Genomic DNA, 21,583 nt, shown 5'->3' on the forward strand with positions numbered 1-21,583 from the left:
AACGAGCACCAACCTTAATGTAGAATTTCTCATTAGGAGTGTCCGTTAGGACCAAATTCATATGAGCATGGGTTACCTGCGGGGTAGATAGAGGTAGCGAGTAAGTAGATTTGAGTTGCGAGACTGCGTAAATAACTCAAATGACAGCAAGACCTTCGAATTAGTTAGGTCATATCAAAAGCAATTAGGCTTAAGATGCTTAGTTGCTTTCTTAATTTTATTACTCTCTTTAGCTGATGGATAATTATTCATGATATAATAAGAATTGTAAGAAATTCTTAAGATTTATATTAACTTTATTGTAAGGTTATAGAATTAATATGATTATATAAGCTATTTGGGAGGTGTATTTCATGGAACAGGTAAAAATACTAGTAGTCGATGATAATCGGGAAATAGCAAATGCAATAGATAAGCTGCTTACAATGGAAGGATATGAAGTAGTTAAGGCATATAATGGGTTAGATGCTCTTGATGCACTGGTAAATAACAATATTAAACTTATATTATTGGATATTATGATGCCAAAACTAGATGGACTTTCTACTACATTGAAAATAAGAGAGAAAAAAAATATTCCAATAATATTATTGTCAGCTAAATCAGAGGATAGTGATAAGATTTTAGGTCTTTCAATGGGGGCAGATGATTATATTACAAAGCCTTTTAATCCTCAGGAACTGATAGCAAGAGTAAAAAGTCAACTAAGAAGATATATGTACCTTGGAGATATGGAGAATATTACTCGTTCATCACAAATAACAGTTGCAGGATTATCCTTAGATAAGGATTCCAAGCAATTATTTATAGATAGAGAATCTGTAAGGCTTACCCCCACTGAATACAAGATAATGGATCTTCTTATGACTAATGCTGGAATAGTTTTTTCTGCCGAAAAGATATATGAAATAGTTTGGGAAGAACCAGCTTACTCCGTTGAAAATACAGTAATGGTACATATTAGACGTATTAGAGAAAAGATAGAAATTAATCCTAAAGAGCCTAAATACTTAAAGGTGGTGTGGGGTATTGGATACAAAATTGAAAAATATCAGTAGAAGTCCATTAACAAAATCTATTGCATCTATTTTAATTATAATACTTATATCTATGATGATTTTACAATTAGTTTACATTGATTATACTAATTTAGAGATTGAATCTATTTTTATAACGGAGTATAAAAATAGCAAGATTTTTGCGGATGAAGTAAATAAGGCAATTCATGATACATATAAACTCTTAAAGTCTGAAACTAGTATTAGATTAAAAGACCTGAATTATATATATCTTGTAAGTGATAATAATAAATCTCTTACTAATTCGGTTTATCATGGCAAAGAAGTTTATGAGGAGAATAAAGATGGATTTTTTTCTTATGAAAATGGTATATATACAGTCGGCGAAACTACAAACTCTTCACTAATTAATGGTTTTCCAGAAGATGAACAATATATAATGTATATAGCATTTCCAGATAGATTTATGAAGGAACAGCAGAAATTATGGAATGAAGCAGGACAGATATTAACTAAAATAATTCTTTGGATTATATTATGCTTAGTATTATCCTCGTTATTATTGTTTTATTTAATCTCTGTTACAGGTAGAAAGGTTGGAACAGATAAGTTATGTACATTATGGATAGATAATGTATATACAGAAGTTCTGTTTCTTGGCTTCACTCCTTCTATGGTATGGATTTCATTTTTACCCCAAATAGTCTCTCATGAAGAATACATAGGATACTCTTTAAATCATATACAAATGAAGAGTATGTATTTAATAGGTGTTATAACTGCACTTACTATTATTATATGTGGGATATCACTGCTGTCTTGGATAAGAAAAATAAAAAGTGGAAGATTTATTAAGGATAGTATATGTCATAAGATAATTGAGAAAGTTAATATGAATATAGTAAACCTTAAGAGTTATTCATTAACAAAATCCTTATATCAAAGACAAATAGTATTTATTATTACCAGTGGAATATTAATATTATTTATATTTCTATTTATATCAATGCCCTTATTGATGATAACATTCTTAACTATTCAAATGTTATTTATTTATTGGTATATTAGGTGTAATAATAAAACCTTTGATGAAATTAATAAAGGTTTTAATGAAAGTATTGAAGAACAGATGAGATCAGAAAGAATGAAGCTAGATTTGATCACAAATGTTTCTCATGATTTAAAGACTCCACTTACCTCTATAATTAGCTATATTGATTTATTGTCTAAAGAAGAAAATCTATCTAGGGATGCAAGAGAACATGTAAATATTCTTATCGAAAAGTCTGATAGACTAAAAAATATTGTTATAGATTTATTTGATTTAGCTAAAAGTACAAGCGGCGATATAAATTTAGAACTTGAAATTATTGATTTAAAGAAACTTATTGAGCAAACTTTAGGAGATATGGAAGATGATATTGAAAGGACAGGATTGCAGATAAAAACCATATTGCCAGAAAAACCGGTGAATATAGTTGCAGATGGGAAAAGACTCTATAGAGTGTTTCAAAATATAATAGATAATGCATTAAAATACTCTCTTAAAGGAACAAGAATATTTATAGAATTATTAGTAGAAGATGATGGAAAAGCATTCGTAAATATAAAAAATATTGCAGGGTATGAGATGAATTTTGCGTCTAAAGAAATTTTGCAGAGATTTAGTAGAGGTGATCAATCTAGAACCACTGAGGGAAGCGGACTGGGACTATCAATTGCAGAAAGTTTTACAAATGTATGTGGTGGAAATTTTAAAATAGATATAGACGGTGATATGTTTAAGGTAATCATTAGTTTTGAAACTGTTCAATTAGCGGAGGTGTAGAAAATGAAAAAGTGCATTTTAATAATACTGATTATTTCTTTAGTATTATCATCAATAGGTTGTTCAAAAAATGAAGTAGAAAATAATATTATTTCCACAGATAAACCAGTAAATACAGAACAGGATTTGCCGATTGTAGATATAAAAATTGGAGATGTTTTGGATGGATTGGATTTAAGGGATTATGATTTGAGAAATAGTGTCGAGCTGTTATTTAAAGTCGATTTTGATACAGAGACTTTGTTTCCAGAGAATGATAAATTACCTGATAAATTTAAACCTAATGAGATAATCGAATGGGCTAAAGATCCTGGACTAAATGTTAGAAGAATTCATAATAAAGGAATTACTGGAAAGGGGGTTAGTATTGCATATGTGGATCAGCCCCTTTTAATAGATCATGAAGAATATGTAAATAAAAACATTCACTATGAAAAAGTCAGGGATAAGGGTAATGAGGTAGCTTTTAAAACATCTATGCATGGACCTGCTGTAACTAGTATATTACTTGGCGAAAACTTGGGGGTTGCACCGGATGTAAATTTATACTATATTGCCCATCCACCGTGGTTAAGAAATCAAACTACTCATGCTGAAGCAATATATAGAATAATTGAAATAAATAAAACATTACCAGAAGATGAAAAAATAAAAATCATAGGATTTTCTGATGGTTTAGATAGCAGTGAGAAGAACCTGGAGGCATTCCAGAAAGCCTATGATGATGCAGTTGCAAGTGGAATAATGATGTTTACTGTAGAAGATGGATTTGTGTCAGCGAAGATTGAACCATATAAGGATAGAGATGATTATAAAAATTATGAGCTTCCTGACTGGATAGATAAAAATTGGATGAAATATAATTCTTCTGCAGATAAGTATATTCTAGTACCTTCAACTTTTACCCTTGCAGGATATAGGAATAGCAAAAGCTATGGATATGATTATGAAGGAGGATTTAGCTGGACAGTGCCCTACGTAGTTGGATTATCTGCACTGGGTTTACAAATAGACTCTACATTGGATAAACAAGATATATTAGACTATTTGATTGAGTCAGGCTATGAATATAATGGATTAAAGATAATTAATCCGGAGGGATTCATTGATCTTGTTACCTCAAGGAAGGACAATTCTTCTGATTTGCAGTTTCCGGATACTGTTTTAAAAGAGGTTAAAAATTCAGAGTCAATAAATAATCTAAAAAAGCTCATTGAAGAAGAAAGGCAAAAGAAGGAGAAATTCTTATTGAATATACCTACAGTAAAATCCAATAATAAAGACATGATCAGTTATATTGATGATGGATATATATATGAAGATTTAGAATGTGCTTCAATCTTGAATGATGAAGGAATTGAGATACAAGGTGTAGGGGTGGCCTATGAGGACAATTATGTAAATATAAAAATTAAAGTTATTCTTCCCAAGGGAGATATTCTAAGAATTTTTCTGCAAAATGATTTACCGAGCCTTAAGGTAGAAGATGATGGTCTAAAGACTGGAAATAATATTGTTATCCTAAAATTTGATAGAGATGAATTACTAAGTTTTGAAGCTGGATTAGGTATTAACTTAGGTGATGATAATTTTATATACATTGAAAAGGATTTACTTGATATGATTGCCGCTAAACAATAAATAATTGTATAAAATAACTGTATAAATTTAATAAAAATCTCTAATATGCTGGTTCATATTAGAGATTTTTTAATATATGTAATTGAAAGCTGTCTTGTATTAATAATCTACATAATATATAATTAAAAACATGAAATAAAATTAAATATAAATTGAATGATTATTTTAATTAGAAATGTCATCAAGTTTACACATAGGGGGATATTATGTACAGAAAAATTAAACTTATTGGGATATTAGTAGCATCTACTTTACTATTATCAGGATGTAAAAATGGAAAAAATATAATATCTAATACAAGCACAGCTAAAGAAAATATACCTGTTATTACAGAGTTAGACTATTTAAAACAACCTTCAACTAATTGGTCTGCATATAAGGAAACACTTGATGTAAAAGCAATTTATATGACAGGGCACACTTTGGGACTAAAAAGTAGATTTTATGATTTAGTAGATTTAATAGATAAGTCAGAGCTAAATGCAGTAGTCATAGATGTGAAGGATGATTATGGAGAATTAACATATAAATCTTCTATTCCTATGGTAAAAGAATTAGAGGCAGATAAGATAGTTAAGGATAAAGATTTCATAGGTTCAATGAAGCTTTTAGCAGATAAGGATATATATCCTATAGCTAGGATCGTAACATTTAAAGATAGAACCGCAGCAGGAAGACGACCTGATTTGGCCGTAAAGACTAAGGATGGATCTGTTTGGAGGGATAATAAAGGTGATGCATGGCTCAACCCATATAATAGAGAATCTTGGGAGTATCCTATTCAGATAGCGGAGGAAGCCGCGCTAAATGGATTTAAAGAGATTCAATTTGACTATGTAAGATTTCCGACTGATGGAAAAAGGGATTTGATTGATTACGGTAAGGCTGATGAAGAGCCAATGAGAGATGCTATCGCTGGATTTTTGAGTTATGCCAGAGAAAGATTGGCACCCTATGGAGTATATGTGTCTGCTGATATATTTGGACTAGTCACTACTGTAGAGGATGATATGAAGTTAGGCCAACATTTAGAAACTTTAGCTATTGCTGTAGATATATTATGTCCTATGGTTTATCCATCACACTATGCATTGGGTTCATATGGTGTTCCCTATCCGGATGCAGACCCATATAAAATAGTATATACTAGTATGGCAAAAGCGCAGGAAAGAATAAATAATATAGATACGACAGAAGAAAAAGCCATTCTTAGACCTTGGCTTCAGGATTTTTCAGCTCCATGGCTAAGGAAACAATATGGTTCACATTATACGCCTTATGGTCCTAAGGAATTAATAGCACAGAAAAAAGCTACCTATGATGCAGATTTAACTCAATGGATATTTTGGAATGCAGGCAATAAATATACAGTAGAAGGTTTTGAAAAATAAGAGGTGATAAAATGAGATATGAAGGGTCTTTATATAGACCACCTAGTGAGGCATATAGTCTAATAGTTCAAGCTACTATAGGATGTACTCATAACAAATGTACTTTTTGTTCTATGTATAAAGATAAAAGATTTAGAGTCAGAAGTACTGATGAAATAATAGAAGATTTTCAAATAGGAAGAGAAAGATATAAATATGTAAAGAGAATATTTATTGCAGACGGTGATGCTTTAGCAATAAAGAATGAAGAATTAATGAAAATTCTTTCTTTTATAAAGGAAAAATTTCCAGAATGTGAACGGGTAGGAATTTATGGTTCACCTAAGGCAATATTATCTAAAAGCAACCAAGAGTTAGAAAAATTAAAATCTCTTGGATTAGGAATTATATATCTTGGAGTGGAATCAGGATCAGAGAAAATATTAAAAGCCATTAATAAAGGTGTAACTAGGGAAGAAATGGTTAAAGCAGGAAAAAAGGTGGTTGAAGCTGATATAGAACTTTCAATAACCCTTATTTCTGGTATAGGCGGTAAAATAGATTCCTATGAACATGCGATAGAATCTGCTAAAATAATTAATGAGATAAATCCTAATTACGTAGGGCTACTTACATTAATAGTTGAAGAGGGGACTCCTCTTTATGAAGATGTGAAGAATGGAAAGTTCGATCTTTTAAGCCCTAAAGAAGTACTATTAGAAACTAAGAAGATGGTTGAAAACCTTAATGTAGAGAATTGTGTTTTTAGGTCTAATCATGCTTCAAATTATGTGGCATTAAAAGGTACTTTATCTCAAGATAAAGATTTAATTTTATCTCAAATAGAAGAAGGATTACAGATAGCTAATTTAGAAGAAAAAGATTTATTTAGAAGACTTTAGAAAGTCTTCTTTTTTTTGTAAAAAATATTCTATAAAAAAACATTGTACAAATAGTTAAATGATGGTATAATAACTGAAGGAAAAATTGCCTAGCTTACTGAGTTGTATATAGACCTTACGCAGTCTCGAAACACAAATTTGTTCACTCATTACATTCGTGCAAATTTGGTTCTCGTTGCGTTTGACCTACATCAACTCACTAGCACGTTCGTTGTGTTAGGTCATAAAAACTTTTAAATCAGTCCTGTGAGGCTGGAAAGGAGAGAAAATAAATGGTTGATAATGCAATTAAAAAATCAGTTGATTCAACAGGTGAGGAAATGTCCTTGCTAGGTCATTCAAAAAAGGTAATATTAGCACTTCAGCATCTTATAGCTATGTTTGGGGCGACAGTTTTAGTTCCTATATTGACAGGATTAGACCCTTCAATAGCTCTATTCTCAGCAGGTTTAGGTACACTTATATTTCATGCTTGTACAAAGGGAAAGGTTCCTGCATTTCTAGGTTCATCATTCGCATTTATTCCAGTGATTTTAACAGTAAAAGAACTTTATAATGGAGATCTAGCTTATGCTCAAGGTGGAATGGTTGTAGCAGGATTAATTTATGTGCTTACATCTTTTTTAATAAAGAAAATAGGGGTAGAAAGAATACAAAAATATCTTGCACCTCAAGTAGTAGGACCTATGATTATAGTAATAGGTATGAACTTAATACCAGTAGCATTTGGAATGGCAAAGGAAAACCTTATTATAGCTGCTATAACCTTAGGAACAGCATTATTAATAAACTTCAAAGCAAAAGGATTTATAAAACAACTTTCAATACTAATAGCAGTTATTGTTGGATATTCAATATCGTTAAAGATGGGATTAGTAAATACAAACTTAATAAAAGAGGCATCAATCTTTGCACTACCACCTTTTAGATTGCCTAAGTTTGATCTAGGTGCTATAGCAATTATTGCACCAGTAGTTTTAGCAGTATTTATGGAGCATCTAGGTGATATAACTACTAATGGACAGGTAGTAGGTAAAAACTTTGTAGAAGATCCAGGTCTAAATAGAACATTATTAGGAGATGGATTAGCAACTACAGTAGCAGCATTAATTGGTGGGCCAGCAAATACAACTTATGGAGAAAATACAGGAGTATTGGCAATAACTAAGAATTATGATCCATCAATATTGAGACTTGCAGCAGTATTTGCAGTATGTTTGGGATTTATAGCAAAAATTGGAGCATCATTATCATCTATACCAACAGCTGTAATGGGTGGAATCTCCCTAATGTTATTTAGTATGATATCTTTGATTGGTGTAAAGACTATAAAGAATCAAGAAGTTAAATTTAATTGGAAAAATATTGTTGTAATGGCTATTATACTAGTATTAGGTCTAGGCGGAAATTATTTATCTGAAATTTTAGGTTTTACAGTAGGAATTCCGATAAATGAATCAGTTCAAATAACAGGGTTAAGTTTTGCAGCATTAGTTGGTATAATAATCAATGCAGTGCTAAACAGAAAATAAGACAAATCTTTATTATAAAGAATTCCTCTCAAAATTTGGAGAGGAATTTTTATATATAAGTATTGAGGGCTGGAAGAATATAAATATAAAGACTATAATATTAATATAATTGAAATAGAGTATACTATGCTGAAAGGGGTAGATTATGAGAGGAATTTTGAAAAATATACCTAAAATAGAGTTACATTGTCATTTAGATGGAAGTGTAAGACCAGAAACTATGTATGAATTATTGCTTCAGCAGGAAGAAGATTTGAACGTAAGTGATATTAAAGAGTTTGAAGAATTAGTAAGTGTTAAAGAAGAATGTAATTCCTTAATAGAATATTTAAAGAAGTTTAGTTATCCATTAAAAGTAATGCAAAGAAAAGAAAATATAGAGAGAATTACTTATGAGCTTTTAGAAGATCTAAGTATACAAAATGTAAAATATGTTGAAATAAGGTTTGCTCCATTTCTACACATGAATGACGGGTTAAGCTTTGATGATGTTGTAGAAAGTGTTTTAAAAGGTATGGCAAGAGGAAAAGAAGAATTTAATATATTATCTAATGCCATATTAATATGCATGAGGCATGAAAGTCTTCAAAATAGCTTAGAGGTAGTAGAGTATGGTGAAAAATATCTTGGCAAAGGTGTAGTAGCTGTAGATTTAGCAGGAAATGAACAAGATTTTCCACCAGAAATACATAAAGAAGCATTTGAATTAGCCCGTAAAAAAGGATATAAAATAACTATCCATGGAGGGGAAACTGGAATTGTAGAAAACATATCTAAATCAATAGAGCTTCTTTATGCAGAAAGAATAGGTCATGGAATAGCGGCTATAAAAGATCCTAAAGTTATGGAATTACTAAGAGAAAAAAGTATATATTTGGAAATGTGTCCTATAAGTAATCTACAAACAAAAGCAGTGAATTCCATAGAAAATTATCCAATAAGAAAATATATGGAGCTAGGAATAGGAGTTACTGTAAATACAGATAATACTACAGTTTCTAACACTTCCTTGGAGAAGGAATATGAGCTTTTAATGGATGAATTAAATTTTTCTATAGAAGAAATATTAAAGCTTATAGATAACTCCATTGAAGCAGCTTTTATTTTGAAGGAAGAAAAGGAAGCTTTAAGAAAGAAAATTCAAGACGAATTAAAGGAATTAGGACTATAATTAAAAGGTATGATAGAGAATTCTCTATCATACTTTTTAATGGAATCCAATATTTCCAATTGTTTTACAGTGTTTTTCTACTCTCTTTAATATATAATATCCTAAAGCTGTTCCTACTATCATAAAGGCTGTTAATATCAATAATTCTATTTTTATAGAAAAAATAGTGTTAGTACCTAAAAGTAGTCCTCTTATAACATCATAGCCATATGTCAGAGGAATCGCCAATGATACGGCAGTTAAAATTCTGGGTAGGATAGTAATAGGAAAGTCTTGACCACAGATAATATTTAAAGAAAAATTAGTTATATCAATTATATTATTAGCGTTATTAGTTATAAGAACTAGAGAAGCTATTCCAAAACCCAATCCATACAATGCGACCAAGAGAGGAATTAAAGCAATTATAGCAAGGAGTATATTGTTATCTATATTAAAACCGAATAATAACCATACTAAAAATGCTACAGTTATAGAATTTATGGTGGTTATTATTAGTGAAAAGATAGACCTTCCGATTAGCTGTACCCATAATGGAATTGGGGTTAACCAATTAGACTCTATTACTCCTGAATCCATTTCATTCTTTAAGGAAAAACCCATGCCCCAGAGAACAGAACTTACAAAGCTGCTTACAATAGTTCCCAACACTAGAAAAGCCATATAATCAGTGGTTCCAGCATATTGGCTAAAACCTATATTTTCACCATTGATTTGGAAAGCTTTAGAAAGGAAATATACTGGAGCAATCCACATAATAGGCTCTATAATCCTAAAAAGAGCATTTATAGGATATGCTAAGAATATTTTCATATCCTTTTTGGTAATAGCAGAAATAGCAAATAAATATGTTTTTAAATTATTTGAACTCATATTTTTCTCCTTCCTATTAATAATGACCTAAAGATCCAGATTCTTTAACCTTTTTTTGAGTAAGATTAAAAGCTAAAAATCCTAAAATCATAAGAACAATACCTGAAAATATTAAGTAATATATTTGACTCTTAATATCCCCTATGGTAGCTCCAGCAGAGATAACAGACCTTAATGCACTAATACTATGTGTTAAAGGTATTATATTTGATATACTCTTCATCCAATTTGGCAAAACTGCTAAAGGGTAAGTTATACCACAGAATAAAGACATTATTCCTCTAACTAAAAACACCATGGAGTTTGCTTCTTTTTGCCACATGACTAGGCTGGCAAATATAAATCCTATTCCATAAATAGAAGGAAGTGACAATATAATTATTAAAAGAGACAGAAGAGGACTTCCTATAAATCTGAAATTATATATTAGTTTAAACTCTATAATAGAAATAAGAAGGTAAACAAAGCTGGAAAATATTTGCCACAGGGAATATCCTAATAAAAGTGTAATCTTGGGTACTGGACAAAGCCAATTAGACTCTAAGGTTCCTCTTATTTGCTCAGTTCTAAGACTAGTTCCAAAGGACCATAACATAGTATTCATTAACATCCACATAGTGGTTCCGATTAGTATAAAGCCTACATAATCAGCAGTTCCAGAAAAATTTGAGAAAATCTCCAAGGATTGGACATCAGTACCAGATAGGGCTTTAACTGTAAATAGATATCCAAAGGGAAATATAATAGGCCATATTAATGCAGATATAAACCAAGATGGATACCTTAAAAAAATTCTAAATTCTTTTTTAAATATAGATAAAACAGCAGTCATTGTATACCTCCTATTCCCTTAAAGATTTCCCAGTTAGATTTATAAATACATCTTCTAAAGTGGGCTCATCCACTCTAAAATTAATTATTTTAATATTGTAAGAAACTATATTTGATATTAGAGAACTAACAATTTCGTTACCATTAGAAATATGGATTTTTATTTCCCAAGTTTGGGTAGAATCATTAAATTTATTATTTATATTTTCTACATGTTGTATATTTTTTAGCTTGCTGGCAATGATTTCATCCCAATGATTCAGCTCAAGTATAAGACTATTAGTTTTACTTAATCCTCTTTTGAGATTTTCAGGAGTATCTAAGGCTATGATTTTCCCGTGATCTATTATGGCAATTCTATCACTTAATTGATCTGCTTCCTCCATATAATGAGTAGTTAAAAGTACAGTTCTGCCTTCTTCCTTAATTTCTAGTATTATTTCCCTTAGATTTCTTGCAGATTGAGGATCCAATCCTGAAGTGGGTTCATCTAATATTACTATTTGCGGATTTGAAATTAAAGCCTTTGCTAGAGCTATTCGTTGTTTCATACCTGTAGAATATTTCTCTACAGTTTCGTCAGATCTTTTTTCTAAGCTAAATCTTTTTAATAAATAATCTATTCGTTCTTTAGCAATTTGTCCAGTTATGCCATTCATAGCTGCAAAGTACTCTAGATTTTCTCTGCCTGAAAGTTTCCAATAAATACTTCTTTCTCCAGCTAATACTGTACCTAAATTTTTAAGGACCTCTATGGGCTTATCTTGAGAATTTATACCATTAACTATAATTGAGCCAGAAGTAGGCATTAGTAAAGTAGAAATCATTTTTATAGTAGTGGTCTTACCGGCACCATTAGGACCTAAGAATCCAAATATTTCTCCCTTATTAACATTAAAACTGATGTTATCGACAGCAACAAAAAATTCTTTTTCTCTATAATCTTTTTTCCATAAATGACCTCTTTTCTTTTTGATTTCAAATTCTTTCTTTAAGTTTTTTACTTCTATAGCATAATTATCCAAATAAAATCCCCCTTTAATAGGTTAAGACTATGTATGATTAAAGGATAGTATAGAAACTTAAAAATGTCAATATAATTATTAAAATAATTAATTTATAAATTAATTATTTTAATAATTATATTAAAATAATTTAAATAATACTTATATCAAAGGGACTTAAATTCCATTCTGACTAATTAATTATTTTGTTAAAATAGACAAAACTATGAATAAAGTATAAAATAGATAGCAGAGTAAGTTTATAAAGGAGTTTTTCTATGAGCAAGAGAATAATAATTATCGGCGGAGGAGCTGCGGGAATGATGGCGGCTTTATCAGCAAAGAAAAACGGTGGAGAGATTATAATATTAGAGAGAAATGATAGAGTAGGAAAAAAACTTTTAGCTACAGGAAATGGAAGATGTAATTATACAAATAAAAATTTGAGTATAAATAATTATCATGGCAATAATCCTATATTTGCATATAGTGCATTGGCTGAGTTTAATGTAGAAATGACTATGGAATTTTTTGAAAGATTAGGAATAACACCAGCTATAGAGGATAATGGAAAGGTTTTTCCTTTATCTTTTCAATCTTCATCTATGCTGGATGTATTAAGATATGAGATAGAAACACAAAAAATTGAATTAATTACGGAAGCACAAGTATCTGAAATAAAAAAGAGAAAAAAATTTACTGTAATACTTAAAGATAAGCGAACTTTTGAAGGAGATAAGGTAATAATAGCTACAGGGGGTATGGCATTGCCATCCAGTGGCTCTGATGGTAATGGATATACTTTATGCAAGAAACTAGGTCATACAGTTACAGATGTATTTCCAGGTCTAGTGCAATTGAAACTTGAAAGTGGATTTCTCAAGTCATTAGATGGGGTGAAATTTCTTGGAGCAGCCGGAATATATGTAGATAATAAATTAATATTAGAGGATAGTGGGGATATTTTATTTACATCATATGGTATCTCAGGTCCTCCAATTCTTCAATTAAGTAGAACAGCTTTGGAATATATTAATAAAGGTAAATCTGTAGAATTAAGAGTATCTATAATCCATACAAGAAGTCAGGAAGAATTATTTCAGTACCTAGTAAATAGATTTAATTTTAATGATAAAAAGACTGTAGAGATTGGATTAATAGGACTAATAAATAAAAGACTTATTATTCCAATACTTAAAGAATTAAATATAGATAAGAATAAAAATCTAGGATTTTTGTCTAAAGATGAAATAAGAAAATTATCACAAATACTTACTTCTTGGCATTTTAAAGTAATAGGGTCTCAATCTTGGGGTAATGCTCAGGTAACAGCAGGTGGAGTAAATACTGATGAAATTAACAGTAAAACTATGGAATCAAAAATAGTTGAAGGACTCTATATAGTAGGAGAGTTACTAGATATAGATGGAGATTGTGGAGGATTTAACCTTCAATGGGCATGGTCATCAGGTTATATCGCAGGATTAAATGCGGCCAAGAACTAAGTATAATGGAGGAAAATAAATGACAAGTCTAAATAATAAATTAAAAGAATTAGATGAAAGCAACAAGCATATAAAGGTATCTATAATAGGTGCGGGGCTTATGGGAAAGGGACTAGTAAGTCAGATGATGCTAGTAAAAGGTATGGAGCCCTCCTTAGTCGTTAGCAACAAAATATCTGATGCAGTAGAAGCATATACCTTAGCAGGTATATCGAAGGATGATATTGTAATAGCTAGGACGCTTAGTGAAATTAATATCGCTATGGAAAGTAATAAATATGTTGTAACAGATATAACTGAATATGCTACTAAGCCAAATTTAGTTGATGTGGTTGTAGATGCTACAGGTGTACCGGATGCAGGGGCAAGAATAGCATTAGATTCAATAGAAAATAAGAAGCACATTGTGATGTTGAATGTGGAGGCAGATGTTGTAGTAGGACCTATACTTAATAAGATGGCTAAGAAAGCGGGTGTAGTGTATACTGGCACAGCGGGAGATGAACCAGGATCAGTTAAAGAAATTTTTGATTTTGCAGAGGCAGCTGGATTTGAAGTATTAGCAATAGGTAAGGGAAAAAACAATCCGATCGATTATGAGGCAACACCAGATAGTGTAAGAGAAAAAGCCTTAAAGTCAAAGTTAAATCCTATTAAACTAGCTTCTTTTATTGATGGAACAAATACCATGGTAGAAATGGCAGCAATGGCAAATAGTACAGGATTTATTCCAGATATACGAGGCGGTTATGGACCAACAACGGAAGTAAATGATTTACCAAAGGTATATAGTCTCAAGGAAGAGGGAGGAATACTGAATAAATATAGAATAGTGGATTATGCCCATGGTGTAGCTCCAGGAGTATTTGCTATTGTAACTACATCACTTCCCCAAGTACATCATGAAATGCAATTTTTAAAAATGGGATCTGGACCAAACTATGTACTTTATAGACCATACCATTTAACTAGTTTAGAAACACCAATTTCAATAGCAAAAGCTTATTTTTATAAGGAAGCTACTATTGCACCTGCATATGAAAAAACAGTGGCAGAAGTAATTACGATGGCTAAGAAGGACTTGAAAAAAGGTGAAAGATTAGATGGTATAGGAGAATATACTGTTTTAGGAAGTATAGATACTTGCGAAGTCGCAAAGAGTGAAAACTTAGTGCCAATAGGACTTATAAACAATAATGCAGTAATTAAAAGAGACATTAAAAAGGGTGAATGTATTACCTATGATATGGTAGATTTAGATACTAATACTACTATATACAAATTAAGAATGGAGCAGGAAAAAAGAGCGTAAGGCAATTTAATGAAAGAATATAAAATAATAAAAAAGCAAAGGAGAAAATTGCAATTTAAATTCTCCTTTGCATAATCAATTTAAGAGTTATCTAAATTATTGAAATCTGCCTTACTTTCTATATCTAAAGAATAGGTGCTAACATATTGACTAACATATCGAGAAATTTTTATATGAATATTATAATTTTCTGTTAATTCTATTGATATATTCTGCAATAATTTAATTTTTCATCTCGAATTCATTTCCTATTTTTTAAAACATTAAAAATACTAGATATATTTAACACTTCCATAGAAGCGTTTTTTATTTTAATAGTATAGGGAGAAATCAAAAATATTTTATATTGGATATATTATTTTGTATAAATTATATAATAAAGATAATATCAATTTATACATGATTATATCAATATAGTGAGAATATCTCTATGTATAAATTTTATCAATTCGACATTGATATATTATTATCGCAACCCCATATTATTGAAAATTTGTAAAATTTATATAATTTAAAATTGAATGTTATAATATAAACTATCTTCAAACATATCAGATAAGTTGATAAGATAATATGTTCATAAGGGTATCATAAAAAATATTTATGGAAATGGGGATGGGTTTGTGATGAAAGAGAATTCAGTAAAAATATCAGGTACAATTTTTGAAATGGAAGGGATTCCAAAGGTTAAGGAGGTAATACCTCTGGGATTTCAGCACGTTGTAGCTGCAATTGTTGGTGTAGTTACCCCAGCATTATTGGTAGCAAATGTTACTGGTTTAGATTCAGCTGATAGAACAATATTAGTTCAAATTTCACTTATTATAACAGCTCTTGCAACCTTGTTACAGTTATTTCCAATAAAGGGCATAGGCTCTGGACTGCCTGTAATTATTGGTACCAGCTTTGCTTATGTGCCTACTATACTTGCAATTGGAGGGCAGTTTGGCATAGCTGCAATTTTTGGTGCACAGATAGCAGGAGGAATAGCTGCATTCATAGTAGGTATGTACGTAAAGGAACTTAGAAGATTTTTTCCACCTATAGTAACTGGAACTGTAATATTTACAATAGGACTATCACTTTATCCTGTTGCTATTAGATATATGGCTGGTGGTGCAGGAAATCCTAATTTTGGTTCGCCTCAGAACTGGATGATTGCCATGATTACATTTGGAGTAGTTGTTTTTCTTACATATTTTACAAAAGGTTCAATAAAGTTGGCGGCCATATTAATAGGAATGATAGTAGGATATGTTATATCCTTAATGCTCGGAATTATATCTTTTGATACGGTTTCAGAATCAGGATGGTTTAAAATAGTTGCTCCGATGCACTTTGGAATTAAATTTGAAATTAGCTCCATCATTTCTATGGTTATAATATATATAGTAAATGCAGTCCAGGCTATAGGAGATTTATCATCAACAACTATTGGGGGGCTAGATAGAGAGCCGATGGATAGGGAGTTATCTGGAGGAATAAAAGCAAATGGTGTAACTAGCATTATCAGTGCATTCTTTGGTGGACTGCCTACGGCAACTTATAGTCAAAATGTTGGAATCATAACTGTTAATCGTGTTGTAAATAAGATGGTATTTGTTTTTGCCGCAATTATTTTTCTAGTAGCAGGATTAATACCTAAATTTGCATCATTACTTACGACTATACCTCAGGCAGTTATAGGGGGAGCTACGATTTCGGTGTTTTCAATGATAACAATGACTGGAATAAAAATGATATCCTCCTCTAAGTTAACTCCAAGAAATACAGCTATAGTCGGATTAGCAGTAGCTTTAGGGGTAGGGATTACATCAGTTCCAGGTTCATTAGCTGGATTTCCTGCATGGGTAGATACTGTATTTGGAAGTTCGTCAGTTGTGATTTCCACACTAACGGCTATAATATTAAACTTAATACTACCTAAAGATGAATCGGATGATAAGGAGAGGCAAGAAAATTAGATTATATTAATGGAATTTATAATATTATCAATTTCAAAAAAAGTATCTATGAAAGGAAGAATAAATATGAATATTGGAGATATGCATAAAATCAATAAGCAGACCATGGTTCAGCAGACAATAGAATATCTTAGAGAATATATTTTGAATATGGAGAATGGAGATAGTTCAAAATTGCCTTCAGAAGGTACTATAGCAAAGAATATGGGGATTTCCAGACTGACTATTAGAGAGGCATTGAAGGTATTGGAAAATGAAGGGCTGATATCTAAGAGTCAAGGAAGTAACACTATGATTACTACATTTGCAAGAAAGCTCTCTGAAAATATTGATTATACTGGAGAACTGGGGAGTTTTTTAAAAGATTGCGGATATGATTTGGAGGTAGATGTACTTTCTCATAGGTGGGATAAGGCTGATGAGAAGACTGCAGAAATTTTAAATATAAAAAGAGGAGAAGAAATACTTATTGTAGAAAAGATATTTTTCGCAGATGGAAAGCAAGCCGTATATTGCATAAATAGATTACCCAAGAAGATATTAAAAGACTTGGATTTTTCTGAAGAACTTTTTGGGCAGTCTATGTTTGATTTCATTGAAGAAAATACTAATTTTGAATTCAGTCATGACTATATGGAATTAATCCCTGAATTGGTTACTAAGGATTTGTCTGAGATACTAAATTTAGATATAAACTCTCCATTGCTTAGAGCTGATGTAATCAAATACGCTACTGATGGAAAAGTGGTAATGTATAATTCGGAGTATTATGTAGATGAACTCATTAGATTTAATGCATTGAGAAGCAATTATGGTGCAAAGCTTAGCAAACTTGGTTCTAGCATTAATAAGAGGACTGGTGATTAAAATGATAACATTTGGGGATTATTTATTACCTAAAAGTTTAGATGAAGCATATTCTGCATTTGTTTCCAAGAAATCAGCTAGATTAATTGGAGGAGGATGCTTTTTGAGAATGGGAAATAGGAAAATCGGTTTGGCTATAGATTTGTCACAGACTGGGATTGAATATATAAATGAGCTAGAGGAAGAAGTTGAAATCGGGGGGATGACTAGCCTAAGGGATATTGAAACTTCACAGATATTAAAGAATAATTTTGGAAATATAATTGAGGATTCTGTTAAGCATATAATTGGAGTTCAGCTTAGAAATACAGCTACAATAGGTGCAACAGTCTACTCAAGATATGGATTTTCAGATCCAATTACAGCTTTATTGGCATTAGATGCAGATATTTATTTATATAAGGGAGGTAGGATATCCTTAGAAGAGTATCTTAAGGAGAAAGACTACAGAAAGGATATCTTAGAAAAAGTAATTATCAAAAAGAATATAAAGGGAGCAGATTTTCAAACCATAAGAAATTCTGCAGTGGATTATGCCATATTGAGTGCAGGGGTTAGTAGAGTAAATGGAAAGTATAGAATATCAATTGGAGCAAGACCTAGAGCTGCAATATTAGCATATGAAGCCATGGAATACATAAGTAATGTTGAAGTCAATGAAGATACTGCAACTAAAGCTGGAGAACTAGTATCGGAGGAAATTCATTTCGGAACCAATAATAGAGGAACTTGTGAATATAGGAAAGAAATTTCTAAGATACTTGTTAAAAGAGCATTATTGGAGGTGCAGAGATGATTATAAACTTATATATAAATGAATGCAAGAAATCTTTAGATGTCAGACCAGATGAGTATCTTTCTGAAGTTCTAAGACGTTATGGATATCTTAGTGTAAAAAGAGCATGTGATACAGGTTGCTGTGGTGTATGTACTATACTGATAGATGGAAAACCAATTTTATCTTGTTCATATTTTGCAGTTAGAGCAGAGAATAAACATATAACTACAATTGAAGGAATTGCTGATGAGGAGAAAAAGCTTGGAGAACTTTTAGTCTCCGAAGGAGCAGAACAATGTGGATATTGTAGTCCAGGACTTATTTTGACTGTTATTGCAATGAAAAATGAGCTTAAAAATCCTACTAAAAGAGATATATCTCAATATTTAACTGGAAATCTATGCAGATGTACAGGATATGTAGGACAGCTTAGAGGAATAATGAAATATATGGAGGTGAAGGAATGAGTGGATATGCTATAGGGAAAGGAATATCAAAAGTAGATGGAATGGGGTTGGTTACGGGGAAACCTGTATATACCGATGATCTTGCATCTAAGAGTTGTCTTATAATTAAAATACTAAGAAGTCCTTATGCATTTGCCAGAATAAAAAGTATAAATATCGAAAATGCAAAAAAAAATTCCGGGAGTTGAATGTATTTTTACCCATGAGAATGTACCGAAGTATCTATATACAAGAGCAGGCCAATCATATCCTGAGCCATCAACTTATGATAAATATATTTTAGATGAATATGTAAGATATATTGGAGATGAAGTCGCAATAGTTGCTGCAGATACAGAGGAAACGGCACTTAAGGCAATAAAACTTATAAAAGTGGATTATGAGGTATATGAGCCAGTTTTGGATATGATGAAAGCAGAAGAAAGTAAAAGTAAAATACATTTTAGAGATAGATGTTTTACGAACATGGATAAAGGATTTAATCCAGAAAAAAATATTGCTGCAGAATATAGCTTTGAAGTTGGTGGTGTTGAAGAAATATTGAAAAACTGTGATGTGATTGTGAATGAGGAATATTCTACACAGGCTACAGCGCATACTATGATGGAAACATATAGGGCATATTCATATATAGATCAATATGGAACGCTTGTTGTAGTATCATCAACTCAAGTTCCTTTCCATGTTAGAAGACATGTTGCTAAGTCTTTAGGAATTCCAGTAAATAAGGTAAGAGTTATTAAACCTAGAATCGGAGGAGGATTTGGGGGAAAACAAAATGCTCAGGCGGAATTTTACCCTGCACTGGTAACATATAAAACAGGTAAGCCATCAAAAATAATTTATAACAGAAGAGAAACTTTTGAATCTACATCTTCAAGGCATGCAATGAAAATAGGAGTTACTATTGGTTCTGATAAAAATGGAAATATTAAAGCTATAGATATGAAAGCCCTGTCAGATACTGGAGCATATGGAGAACATGCCAGCACTGTATTAGGCTCAGCAGGATATAAAACTTTACCTTTATATAATAAAACAAAGGCATCAAGATTTACTGGTAAAGCAGTATATACCAATCGTACCCCGGGAGGAGCCTTCAGGGTTATGGTGTAACCCAAGGTACCTTTGCATTAGAATCAGCGGTGAATGAATTAGCTTATAAATTGAATATGGATCCTTTAGAACTTAGAGAAAAGAACATGATAAAAAAAGGAGAAACTTCAGAGATATTTAATATAACTACTGTTGGAGCAGGTAAAAATCCCATTATTATGAATAGCTGCGAACTTGAATATTGTGTTAAAAGAGGAAAAGAACTTATGGATTGGGATAATAAGTTTCCAAGGATAGAAATTTCTCCTACAGTAATAAGAGGAGTAGGAATGGCTATTGCCATGCAGGGTTCTGGAATACCGGGAATAGATACTGCTTCTGCTACCATAAAGCTTGATGATGGAGGGAAATTTACTTTGCTGACAGGTGCAGCAGATATAGGCACTGGAAGTGATACTATTTTGAAGCAAATAGCTGCAGAGGCATTAGGAATATCAGTTAATAGTATAACGGTATTTTCTGCAGATACTGAACTCACCCCATTTGATGTTGGAGCGTACGCTTCTGGAACTACATATTTCTCTGGCAATGCAGTGAAAAATGCAGCCTTTAAGATGAGAACTATGATAGAAGAAGAAGCTGCTAGAATTTTGAGAATAGAGTTATCAGAGATTAAATTTGATGGAGTTAATTTTAAGAGCAAAGATGGGAGCAAGTCAATATCATTATCAGATTTAAGCAATAAACTTATATATAAAATGCCTCATGCTCAATTGACTGCTACAGGATCTTTCGGTACTGTAGATATAGCACCTCCTTTTATATCAGGTTTTGCTGAAGTAGAGGTTGATATTGAAACAGGAAAAGTAGATTTGATAAATTTTGTATCTATTATAGACTGTGGGACTGTGATTAATCCTAAGTTAGCTAGAATACAGGCAGAAGGAGGAATAGTACAAGGAATAGGAATGGCATTATTTGAAGAAGTAAAGGAAACAAAATTTGGCAAGCTTATAACTAATAGTATGATGCAGTATAAGATTCCATGCAGAATGGACATTAATAATATAATTGTGGATTTTGCAGATGGATATGATGCTACAGGCCCATTTGGTGCAAAATCCATTGGAGAAGTTGTCACAAATTCAGTTTCTCCTGCAGTTGCTGATGCTGTATTTAATGCGATAGGAATTAGAATAAGGGATCTGCCTATAACTCCTGAAAAAGTAAAAATGCTACTAATGAAAAGGAATAGAAGTATCCTTTGATTTTCATAAGTTATTTTTAATAAAATAGAGCATATATGATATAATTTTACAGTGAATAGAAAAGTTCTACTTTTAGTACGTCGATATACATTTTTCTTATATTTAATTAGCCATTTACTAATATGCTAATTTATAAATTTATTTTGCTTTTTCTTGACAAATACTTGTAAATAAAGTATATTATTATACAAGTGA

General features: G+C 31.4%; 18 protein-coding genes and 1 pseudogene. 16 read left to right on the forward strand and 3 right to left on the reverse strand.

Annotation, left to right across the window (positions count from 1 at the left end; translation table 11 throughout):
- Positions 1-353 precede the first annotated feature (353 nt).
- The 7 genes from CIW83_RS19065 (at position 354) to add (ending at position 9,463) form a co-directional block, all read left to right on the forward strand.
- Entirely contained in the window at positions 354-1,058 is a 705-nt protein-coding gene (locus CIW83_RS19065; RefSeq protein WP_094904056.1) for a response regulator transcription factor, read from the forward strand.
- Complete coding sequence (locus CIW83_RS19070) at positions 1,030-2,847, forward strand: sensor histidine kinase KdpD (protein ID WP_094904057.1); 1,818 nt, start codon at positions 1,030-1,032, stop codon at positions 2,845-2,847. Before CIW83_RS19065 ends, CIW83_RS19070 begins: the two co-directional genes overlap by 29 nt.
- Before the next feature lie 3 nt (positions 2,848-2,850).
- Entirely contained in the window at positions 2,851-4,488 is a 1,638-nt protein-coding gene (locus CIW83_RS19075) for a hypothetical protein (protein ID WP_094904058.1), read from the forward strand.
- A gap of 206 nt (positions 4,489-4,694) precedes the next feature.
- Complete coding sequence (locus CIW83_RS19080; RefSeq protein WP_094904059.1) at positions 4,695-5,879, forward strand: putative glycoside hydrolase; 1,185 nt, start codon at positions 4,695-4,697, stop codon at positions 5,877-5,879.
- Positions 5,880-5,890: 11 nt separating this feature from the next.
- Positions 5,891-6,760: a radical SAM protein gene (locus CIW83_RS19085; RefSeq protein WP_094904060.1), complete on the forward strand. Its 870-nt coding sequence runs from the start codon at positions 5,891-5,893 to the stop codon at positions 6,758-6,760.
- A gap of 272 nt (positions 6,761-7,032) precedes the next feature.
- Positions 7,033-8,292: a uracil-xanthine permease family protein gene (locus tag CIW83_RS19090; protein WP_094904061.1), complete on the forward strand. Its 1,260-nt coding sequence runs from the start codon at positions 7,033-7,035 to the stop codon at positions 8,290-8,292.
- A 145-nt stretch (positions 8,293-8,437) separates the two neighbouring features.
- Entirely contained in the window at positions 8,438-9,463 is a 1,026-nt protein-coding gene (gene add, locus CIW83_RS19095; protein ID WP_094904062.1) for an adenosine deaminase, read from the forward strand.
- 36 nt (positions 9,464-9,499) lie between these two features.
- Here add and CIW83_RS19100 read toward each other — a convergent pair whose 3' ends face one another.
- The 3 genes from CIW83_RS19100 to CIW83_RS19110 are packed head-to-tail and all read right to left on the reverse strand — an operon-like array spanning position 9,500 to position 12,192.
- Positions 9,500-10,336: an ABC transporter permease gene (locus CIW83_RS19100; RefSeq protein ID WP_094904063.1), complete on the reverse strand. Its 837-nt coding sequence runs from the start codon at positions 10,334-10,336 to the stop codon at positions 9,500-9,502.
- A gap of 16 nt (positions 10,337-10,352) precedes the next feature.
- Entirely contained in the window at positions 10,353-11,168 is an 816-nt protein-coding gene (locus tag CIW83_RS19105; protein ID WP_094904064.1) for an ABC transporter permease, read from the reverse strand.
- 10 nt (positions 11,169-11,178) lie between these two features.
- A complete protein-coding gene (locus CIW83_RS19110; RefSeq protein WP_094904065.1) occupies positions 11,179-12,192 on the reverse strand; it encodes an ATP-binding cassette domain-containing protein in 1,014 nt (337 codons plus the stop codon).
- Positions 12,193-12,449: 257 nt separating this feature from the next.
- Here CIW83_RS19110 and CIW83_RS19115 point away from each other — a divergent pair, with 257 nt between their 5' ends.
- The 9 genes and pseudogenes from CIW83_RS19115 (at position 12,450) to CIW83_RS25010 (ending at position 21,388) form a co-directional block, all read left to right on the forward strand.
- Positions 12,450-13,676, forward strand: coding sequence for an NAD(P)/FAD-dependent oxidoreductase (locus tag CIW83_RS19115; protein ID WP_094904066.1), 1,227 nt, complete (start codon positions 12,450-12,452; stop codon positions 13,674-13,676).
- A gap of 19 nt (positions 13,677-13,695) precedes the next feature.
- Positions 13,696-14,988: an NAD(P)H-dependent oxidoreductase gene (locus CIW83_RS19120; RefSeq protein ID WP_094904067.1), complete on the forward strand. Its 1,293-nt coding sequence runs from the start codon at positions 13,696-13,698 to the stop codon at positions 14,986-14,988.
- Positions 14,989-15,614: 626 nt separating this feature from the next.
- On the forward strand, positions 15,615-16,952 hold the full coding sequence (locus CIW83_RS19125; protein ID WP_094904080.1) for a uracil-xanthine permease family protein: 1,338 nt from the start codon (positions 15,615-15,617) through the stop codon (positions 16,950-16,952).
- A 66-nt stretch (positions 16,953-17,018) separates the two neighbouring features.
- Positions 17,019-17,819, forward strand: a complete 801-nt coding sequence (locus CIW83_RS19130) for a GntR family transcriptional regulator (RefSeq protein ID WP_158220180.1) — start codon at positions 17,019-17,021, stop codon at positions 17,817-17,819.
- Position 17,820: 1 nt separating this feature from the next.
- Complete coding sequence (locus CIW83_RS19135; protein ID WP_094904081.1) at positions 17,821-18,615, forward strand: xanthine dehydrogenase family protein subunit M; 795 nt, start codon at positions 17,821-17,823, stop codon at positions 18,613-18,615.
- Positions 18,612-19,064, forward strand: coding sequence for a (2Fe-2S)-binding protein (locus CIW83_RS19140; protein ID WP_094904069.1), 453 nt, complete (start codon positions 18,612-18,614; stop codon positions 19,062-19,064). The genes CIW83_RS19135 and CIW83_RS19140 overlap by 4 nt, the downstream gene beginning before the upstream one ends.
- Positions 19,061-19,252, forward strand: a complete 192-nt coding sequence (locus CIW83_RS24565) for a hypothetical protein (RefSeq protein ID WP_255374530.1) — start codon at positions 19,061-19,063, stop codon at positions 19,250-19,252. Before CIW83_RS19140 ends, CIW83_RS24565 begins: the two co-directional genes overlap by 4 nt.
- A pseudogene (locus CIW83_RS25005) lies at positions 19,227-20,209 on the forward strand (xanthine dehydrogenase family protein molybdopterin-binding subunit); the annotation flags it as partial. The gene CIW83_RS24565 and the pseudogene CIW83_RS25005, both read left to right, overlap by 26 nt.
- Positions 20,210-20,266: 57 nt before the next feature.
- Entirely contained in the window at positions 20,267-21,388 is a 1,122-nt protein-coding gene (locus CIW83_RS25010) for a xanthine dehydrogenase family protein molybdopterin-binding subunit (RefSeq protein WP_369819413.1), read from the forward strand.
- The last annotated feature ends 195 nt before the right edge of the window (positions 21,389-21,583 follow it).

Source organism: Tissierella sp. P1, from assembly GCF_002266425.1.
GTDB lineage: Bacteria > Bacillota > Clostridia > Tissierellales > Tissierellaceae > Tissierella > Tissierella carlieri.